We start from the raw sequence: 7,764 nt of genomic DNA on the forward strand, positions 1-7,764 counted from the left end.
ACCATTTCGCAGCAGCCGCCTGATCGGCGCAGAGCGACAGCCTACCTCTGACTGCCGCCAATCTTTGCAACAGAGCCGTCTCGGGGGCTCCCCAGTACGTCTACGCCGCCGCCGCCGGCGGTCGGGCCGCCGCGCTCAACGCCCTGACCGAGGACAGGTACCCGCCGGCAGCTCGGGTCGACTACGCCGGCTTTCCTGCGGTCGTGTTCACCCGGCCCCAGCTGGCCTCGGCGGGGTTGACCGAGGACGAGGCCCTCACCCGAGGGCACGCGTGCGACTGCCGCGTCCTGGACCTGTCCGATGTCCCCCGGGCGCTCGTCCAGCACGACACCCGTGGTGCGGTGAAGCTCGTCGCCGACGCCGTGAGCGGCAAGGTTCTGGGCGTGCACGCCCTGGCGGACGGTGCTGGGGAGATCATGTTGGCGGCCACCTACGCCATCAAAAGCGGCATGACCGTCGACGATCTGGCCGACACCTGGGCGCCGTACCTGACCATGAGCGAAAGCCTGCGCATCGTGGCCGGCCTCTTCCGAAACCAGATGCCGACGTCATGCTGCGCCTGAAACCCGCGGCCCCAGCGGGGTGGACGAGGGCTCCCGCGGCGGCCCGCCTGGCGCCGTGAATGTGCCTTAAAAACCTACAGGTTGTCAAGACGACTTAGTGAGACTCCGGTGGGTGCCTGTAGCGCCAGGAAACCTGTTCAAAACTGGCCGTAGCCCTGGACGAGATTAAGTGTCTTGACAACCTTTAGGTTTTTAGGGCGTTGTCACAACAGTTCAGCAGACGCTGTATAGTTCAGCAAGTGCTGACTATTGCTTCTCGTGTCGATGTGATGAACCGGTTAGGGCGGGCGATGGCCGACCCGACACGGTCCCGAATACTGCTGACCTTGCTGGAGCAGCCGGCCTACCCGGCGGAGCTGGCCCGGGATCTGGAGCTGACACGGTCGAACGTGTCGAACCATCTGGCATGCCTGCGCGACTGCGGGATCGTTGTCGCAGTGCCCGAAGGTCGCCAGACCCGGTATGAGATCGTAGACCCGCACTTGGCCCGGTCGCTATCTTCCTTGGTCGAGATCACCCTCGCGGTCAACGAAAACGCCTCCTGCTTGGAGCCCGACTGCTCAGTGCCGGGTTGTCACGCCACGGAGGTGCAGGCGTGATCCTGTCCTCGGCCCTGCAGGCGATCGGCCTGTTCATTGCCACCAATATCGACGACATCATCGTCCTGTCGCTGTTTTTCGCCCGCGGAGCAGGCCAACGCGGAACCACCGCACGCATTCTGGCCGGCCAGTATCTCGGGTTCGCCGGCATCCTCGGCGTGGCTGTGCTCGTCTCCCTGGGCGCGGGAGTCTTCCTGCCCCCGCAGGCCATCCCTTACTTCGGGCTGATCCCACTGGGCTTGGGACTGTGGGCCGCGTGGCAGGCCTGGCGCGGGGACGATGATGACGACGATGCAAAGGTCGAGGGCAAGAACGTCGCCGTGTGGACCGTGGCCGGCGTAACCTTCGCCAACGGTGGAGACAACATCGGCGTTTACGTCCCCGTCTTTCTCAACGTGGGCCCGGGAGCCGTGGTCGCCTACTGCATCGTGTTCCTGGTGCTGGTGGCGGGACTGGTGGGCCTGGCAAGGTTCGTCGCCACCCGCCGACCGATCGCCGAAGTCCTGGAGCGCTGGGAACACATCCTGTTCCCGATTGTCCTGATCGGCCTAGGCGCCTTCATTCTGATCAGCGGCGGAGCATTCGGACTCTGACAAAACAGACGCAAACCCGGCCGCCCACCCGTGAGCCGCCGACTCGCTCTAACCCTTTCGGCCAGAACGCCCGATTGGTACGTCGTACGTCGCCGCCAAGAAGTAACCACAGAAGACCGCCACAAAGCGATCAAGTCCACAACTCACGCCCCGCCGCCGCCCTGTCGCATTTGACGATCCTCCATTACGACGCACCTAGAGGGGCATGGTCGGAAGGCTCCGAGCCAGTCCGGTCGTCCCGTAGATATGTCGCGCCAGCGAGTTGCGTTGAGCAGGATCATTCGCGACAGAGGACTGAAGTCATCGGTACAGGTCGCCCCAAAGTGCTGCCCATTGCTCGGGGCGAAGATCACGTGGAAGGGCTCGCGAGTTGATTTCTGCTTTCCTCAGCGTGTCTCGGATGTGGTTGCGCGGCGCTTGTGTGGCCTGCTGCACGATGCGCTCAAGGCTTCCGCCGCGGCCGGTGAATATCGCGCGCACGAACCGCTCGTACGCTTGTCGTTCCACAACGGGAATCAATGGAGTGGGGCGGCGGATGATGTGGATAATGCCGCCGTCCACGCCTGGCCTCGGATGGAAGGCCGTGGATGGCACGCGTCCGTGCAGGGCGAAAGTGAACCAGGGTGCGGTCTGAGCAGTCAGCAATGTGGAGCCCCCGACGCCGGCACGTCTGCGGGCCACTTCCCATTGGGTGAGCAGCACAGCCTGCTGCCACGTCCCGGTGGTGAGCAGCCGGCGCAGGATCGGCGTCGTGATGTGGAACGGAACGTTTCCAACGATTACCGGGGTGGTGAGCGGGTAAGCGAGGACGTCGGCCTGTTTGACCGCCACACCGGGTATGCGCTGGCGCAGCTTAGCGACCCGGTGCTCGTCGATGTCGATCGCGGTAAGCGGCCTCTGAAGGCGTGCCAGGTGCCGAGTAAGTGCGCCACTGCCGGAACCGATTTCTAGAATCGGCCCCTGCGTAGCTGCGACGATTGCGGCAATCTTTTCGAGGGTGGGGCCATGAACGAGAAAGTTCTGGCCAAGTTCGTGTCGGCCGCCATGGGTTGAACGGGGCATGATCGCGCTCCAAGAATTGAACGGGAGCGCCTCGAGAACAGGCAGGTCAAGACCGAGAAAGTGGGTACGCAGAGGTGCCGTTCCGAAACGCATGAGGTCTCAATGAGAACATAGCAGCATCCGTCGGCGTGTCCACGGTCGGCGCCAAACGGACAACACGACCGGCCCTGCCGTCTCTTCTACCTACAGCTTTGCGAGACATCAGTTGACCACCCGCGCGCATGTCCATTTCGCGCCTGCTCGCTGGACTTGCGTTGGCGGCCCACTTCTCACCAAGTCGTCTCGACACAAGGCTGCTGTGCGGATCGACTTAGCAGGGATTTGGTGTCGTACCCGGATGACACAGTGACCAGAACGGCCGGGACCCCCGCCTGGCCGCCGTGCAGTCACTCCCCACGGAGAAGGAGATGCAAGATGCCTGGAATGACGTTCAACGCAGAGCGGGTACTCCGGTGGTTGATCGACCAGCCAGGACAGCAAGCCAGCACGCTTCCTCACGAAGTGGTTCCCCCTTCACTCGCGGAGACTGTTTACAGCGAGCTTCAACTTGCCGATCTAGTCCACGCCACCCTGACCCTAGATGGTCAGTTCGACTTCATTCTGACTACGCGTGGCCGTGTAGAAGCCAACCGGATGCGCGAGAGCTACCGCTCTTCACTTGCGCAAAGGCGGGTCCTGGAGTGGCTGGCGGCTCATCCCGAGACATCCCCAGAAGCGCTAATGAAGAGTGAGGACGCTGCGGACTTCACCGGGTCGCTCTCCGCGCGAGAGGTCAGTCTGGCAGTCGAGGAACTCGAGTCAGGCGGCTACCTCGAAGGGACCAAAGCCTGGGGTGGATCAATGATCCGAGCGCGTCTGACCGCAGCGGGCTAGCGACTCCTTAGAAGCCAGATGAGTCTCGACCAGGTTCAACTTTCCGGAGGAATGACGACTATGAACGTTTCGGCTGACAACTATGGAACCCAACATATTGGGAACCAGGCGATTGGCGGACAGGGCCACTCGATGACTGCCCATATCGGCCCTGAGGTGTCGGTAGAAGACATCCTCGCGGCGCTGAGCCAGTTCCGGAATCACGTTGAAGACGCTGACCTGCCGGCGGACGAGAAGCAAGATCTGCTCGAGGAGATTGGGGCGATCGAGAGCCGCGGACCAAGGCGTGGCCTTGAGTGGGTCAGGGCTCAGATCAATGCGTTGAGCACCGCTGTCTCAGGCACGCTGGGGTCGGACCTGACTTCCACAAGTTGACGCTGTTCTGCCGCTTGGGATTCCGGTTTGCGCTGGTAGGGCGAGTTCTGTGCTGGCGTTTGTGACACTAAACGGCCCGGTAGGTTGGGCCTGTGGGGCTGAAATTTCGGAAGGTGCCGACGGGGTCGGGGGCCACGGGCGTGCAGTTGGTCGAGTGGGTCAGCGGCCGGTTGGTGGTGCGCGAGCACCTGGGTTCGGCTCACACCCCCGGCGAGTTGGCGGCGTTGATCGAGGTCGCCAAGCAGCGCATCCAGGGCGATCAGCAGGCGTTAGACCTGGAGTTGAGTGAGCGCGGCGCCGCGGTGATCGACGTGCCGGCAGCGACAGCCGCGCGGATCCAGCAGTCCACGGCGCGGATCCTGTGGCAAGGATTGACCGGTACGTACTCCAGGCTCGGCTTCGACGTGGTGGGCGATACGGTGTTCCGCGACCTGGTGCTGTGCCGTGTGGTGGAGCCGACCAGCAAGTTGGACTCGGTTCGGGTCCTGGGCGAATTGGGGACGCAACCACCGCACGTCAACACGCTCTACAACTGCCTACAGCGAGTGGTCGGCCGGGACTACCGCGGGCTGATCGCCACCGCCTGCTGGGCCCACGTCAACCGCGCCGGCGGCCCCGGTGTGGCGTTGGTGCTCTACGACTTGACCACCTTGTATTTCGAGGCCGAAAAAGAAGATGACCTGCGCAAAGTCGGTATGAGTAAAGAGCGCAAGGTCGACCCGCAGATCACCGTCGGCCTGCTGGTGGCCCGCGATGGGTTCCCGCTGGACGTGCACGTCTTCGAGGGCAACAAGGCAGAGACCAAGACGCTAATCCCGGTCATCACGGCTTTCCAAAAGCGCCACCAGATCAGCGACATGGTCGTGGTGGCCGATGCGGGCATGCTGTCGGCGGCCAACCTCAATGCGCTGGAAGATGCTGGCCTGTCGTTCATCGTCGGCTCCCGCACTTCCAAGGCGCCCAAGGAGCTCGAGGACCATTTCGGTCGCCGCGGCAATCTGATTGCCGACGACGGCGTCGTGGAGCTGATCCGCCCAATGGGCCAGGGCCGGGACCGGCGAGACCGGCGGGTGGTGTGGCACTACAAATGGGAGCGAGCCAAGCGAGACCGGCGGACGCTGAACGCGCAGATCGACCGCGCCCAACGCGTGGCCGACCGGGCAGAACCACTCAAGAAGCAGCGGTTCGTCAAGGTCACCGACCAGAAGGTAATCCTGGACGAGGCCTCGATCCAGCGGGCCCGCGAGTCTGCAGGTTACAAGGGGTATGTCACAAACATCGCCCCGGCCGTGATGGACGGCCATGCCGTCGTGGCGGCCTATCACGACCTCTGGAAGGTCGAGCAGTCCTTCCGCATGGCCAAGGCCGACCTGAGGGCGCGCCCGATCTTCCACCGCACCCGCGATGCGATCGAAGCTCACCTGACCGTCGTGTTTGCCGCCCTGGCCGTGGCGCGGCACCTGCAGGACGTCACCGGCATGTCGATCAAGAAGATCGTCACCACCCTGCGGCCGCTGCGCACGGTCACCGTCGCCATCGGCGACCACGAAATGCTCGTCGAGCCCACAATCCCGGACGCCGCGCGAGCCGTCATCGACGCGATCAACGCAGGGTGACACTAAAACTTGTGGAAGTCAGGTCGGAGAGCGCAGAACTGCTTGTACGCATGATCTCGGAGTCGTAAAGCTCTCCGACACTTCGCGCCCTTCCCAGCAGGTTAGCTACGGCGTTACACGAGTGGCCCCTTCGCCAGCTCTCTGGAGAGCCCGATAGAGCGTCGATCGGCCCACTCCTAGGTCTCGGGCGATTGCCGACGGCCCCTCCCCCGCTTCGATGCGGGCGCGGGCATTGTCGACCTGCTCGTCGGTCAGGACGCGCTTGCGTCCCTTGTACTTACCCTTCGCCTTGGCGATGGCGATGCCCTCAGCCTGGCGTTCACGGATGATGGCCCTCTCGAACTCGGCGAACGCCCCGAGCAGTGACAGCATCAGATCCGCTCGAGGATCCTGGGCACCAGCAGCGTAGGTGGCCCGCTCGTGGACGAACTCCACGCTCGCGCCCTTCGCGGTGATCTCGCCGACTATCTGCTTGAGATCGACCAGGGAACGGGCGAGTCGGTCCATCGAGGCGACCACCAGCTCGTCACCGTCCCGGAGATACCTGATGCACTCTTCGAGCTTCACGCGATCGGCACGCGAGCGTGCCGACTGTTTCTCGATATAGACCCGGTCGCACTCCCCCACCGCCTCGAGCTGGCGCGCCTCGTTCTGATCGGCGGCCGACACCCGCACGTACGCCACCCGCTGTCCGCGAGGACGCGAAGCTCGGCGAGCCGGCTTCGGATCCGTCTTCGGCTTTCGTTTCGGGTTCTGCTCGATGATGTTCTCCGAGTCCGTTGACTCCACCCGAAAGTTCCAACCCAACTCGTCCCGGCGGCGGAACCGAGTCCGCACCTTCCCGCGGCTGACGATGAGCACCTCCTCGCCACCGTCACCCGAACGGTTCAGCAACGTCCCGATCCGATCAGCCATCGAAGACCCTTTCAGCCGGAATCTGTATCAATAGATCCTAGACCCCACGGTGTGACCTTCAACTTCGTTTGGCGGGTTCTCGCAGGTTTGGTTGGCGGGTCAGGTGAGCACGGTGACGAGCGTGTAATCGACCCCGTGTCGGCCCTCAGCCACCGTGTCGGTTTCTCACTTGGATGTCGTACGGCCTGCAGGGATCTGTCATCTACGCATTGCGGCGGAGAGAGGCGGGGCTCGCCTGCACGGCTTTAGTCGGGGCGTATCCAACCTCTGCTGATGTGAGCGTGATACGTTCCCGCCACAGGTAACCTCGCGCCCGGTGGCTTCGCCCACCGGTCCGCCTAGTGCGTGGGGCTCATCAATGAATTCCGGAAGCACGGCCCGAGTTATTCAAGTGCTCGTGGGCCATGAAATTTTCGAAGACGGAACTCTCCGCCCGCTTCATGTAGGCGATGTCGTCAGCGTCAGACTCTCTTTGGTCACATCAGCGGTTGCCAGCAGGCCGGGTACGACCACCTACCGCGTCACGGTGCAGCCCAAGTTCGGACAGGCCCCCTGGCAAGAGCGGGACGAGACCCTACGGTGGCCGTTCGAGGTCACCGGTAACGGGTGGACCGCCACGTGGCACCACCACCGCCCGGCTGCCGGTTTGACGCATGTGACCGGTTTCCTCACGCCTAACTTTCACCACTCAGTGCCGGGCCGGCCGGGCGTGGTCACGGGCAGAGTGCGTCGGCTCCAACTTGTCGAGCGCCAAGCCAGGAGAACCGGCAACTCGCACGACTACGTGCCGGGGACCGAACGGCTGACTGACTTAGGTGCGTCGCCGGATCGATACTGGCCGAAGTGGTTCCACTTCGCCGAGCACGGCGAGATAGAAGAAAGCGGCGTCTTGGTCGATCTCGACTTGGACGATGTTGCCGACGATTCGTATCGATTCCAGGCCGGCGATGTCGCAGCGCACGGCGCTGACTTGTGGGTCATGGACGACTCCGCCCCCGTCCTGCTGCACCTGGACCGCTCCCACGCTTCTTCCAGACTGACCGAGTACGTACTGCCGTTGGCATTCGAACCGCCGGTTGAGCCGCCCGGTTTGGACCGTTCCCGTCTTGGTGGACACTCCGAGATGAGCGGTGAGTTCCCCCGAGATGGAGGGAGCGGATTATGGGAT

8 protein-coding genes and 1 pseudogene are annotated in these 7,764 nt (G+C 63.5%); 7 read left to right on the forward strand and 2 right to left on the reverse strand.

The window, feature by feature from the left end:
* Positions 1-203 precede the first annotated feature (203 nt).
* The 3 genes from PV766_RS23830 to PV766_RS23840 all read left to right on the forward strand — a co-directional run bounded on the left by PV766_RS23830 (position 204) and on the right by PV766_RS23840 (position 1,755).
* Entirely contained in the window at positions 204-563 is a 360-nt protein-coding gene (locus PV766_RS23830; RefSeq protein ID WP_421098105.1) for a hypothetical protein, read from the forward strand.
* A 239-nt stretch (positions 564-802) separates the two neighbouring features.
* Entirely contained in the window at positions 803-1,162 is a 360-nt protein-coding gene (gene cmtR, locus PV766_RS23835; protein ID WP_421098106.1) for a Cd(II)/Pb(II)-sensing metalloregulatory transcriptional regulator CmtR, read from the forward strand.
* Complete coding sequence (locus PV766_RS23840; protein ID WP_017838449.1) at positions 1,159-1,755, forward strand: cadmium resistance transporter; 597 nt, start codon at positions 1,159-1,161, stop codon at positions 1,753-1,755. Before cmtR ends, PV766_RS23840 begins: the two co-directional genes overlap by 4 nt.
* 300 nt (positions 1,756-2,055) lie before the next feature.
* Here PV766_RS23840 and erm read toward each other — a convergent pair whose 3' ends face one another.
* Positions 2,056-2,817, reverse strand: coding sequence for a 23S ribosomal RNA methyltransferase Erm (erm, locus tag PV766_RS23845; RefSeq protein WP_394277787.1), 762 nt, complete (start codon positions 2,815-2,817; stop codon positions 2,056-2,058).
* 423 nt (positions 2,818-3,240) lie between these two features.
* On the opposite strand from erm, the gene PV766_RS23850 reads away from it, so the two are divergent.
* The 3 genes from PV766_RS23850 (at position 3,241) to PV766_RS23860 (ending at position 5,681) form a co-directional block, all read left to right on the forward strand.
* On the forward strand, positions 3,241-3,690 hold the full coding sequence (locus PV766_RS23850) for a hypothetical protein (protein ID WP_421098107.1): 450 nt from the start codon (positions 3,241-3,243) through the stop codon (positions 3,688-3,690).
* Positions 3,691-3,708: 18 nt separating this feature from the next.
* Complete coding sequence (locus tag PV766_RS23855; RefSeq protein ID WP_421098108.1) at positions 3,709-4,065, forward strand: hypothetical protein; 357 nt, start codon at positions 3,709-3,711, stop codon at positions 4,063-4,065.
* Positions 4,066-4,157: 92 nt separating this feature from the next.
* Positions 4,158-5,681, forward strand: coding sequence for an IS1634 family transposase (locus tag PV766_RS23860; protein WP_421098109.1), 1,524 nt, complete (start codon positions 4,158-4,160; stop codon positions 5,679-5,681).
* A gap of 105 nt (positions 5,682-5,786) precedes the next feature.
* Here PV766_RS23860 and PV766_RS23865 read toward each other — a convergent pair whose 3' ends face one another.
* The gene (locus tag PV766_RS23865) at positions 5,787-6,596 is read right to left on the reverse strand and encodes a recombinase family protein (RefSeq protein ID WP_406899774.1); all 810 of its coding nucleotides are present in this window, start codon (positions 6,594-6,596) and stop codon (positions 5,787-5,789) included.
* Between the two features lie 526 nt (positions 6,597-7,122).
* On the opposite strand from PV766_RS23865, the pseudogene PV766_RS23870 reads away from it, so the two are divergent.
* Positions 7,123-7,764: pseudogene (locus PV766_RS23870) on the forward strand (hypothetical protein); the annotation flags it as partial.

This window comes from Rhodococcus sp. As11, from assembly GCF_048957735.1.
GTDB lineage: Bacteria > Actinomycetota > Actinomycetes > Mycobacteriales > Mycobacteriaceae > Rhodococcus > Rhodococcus gordoniae.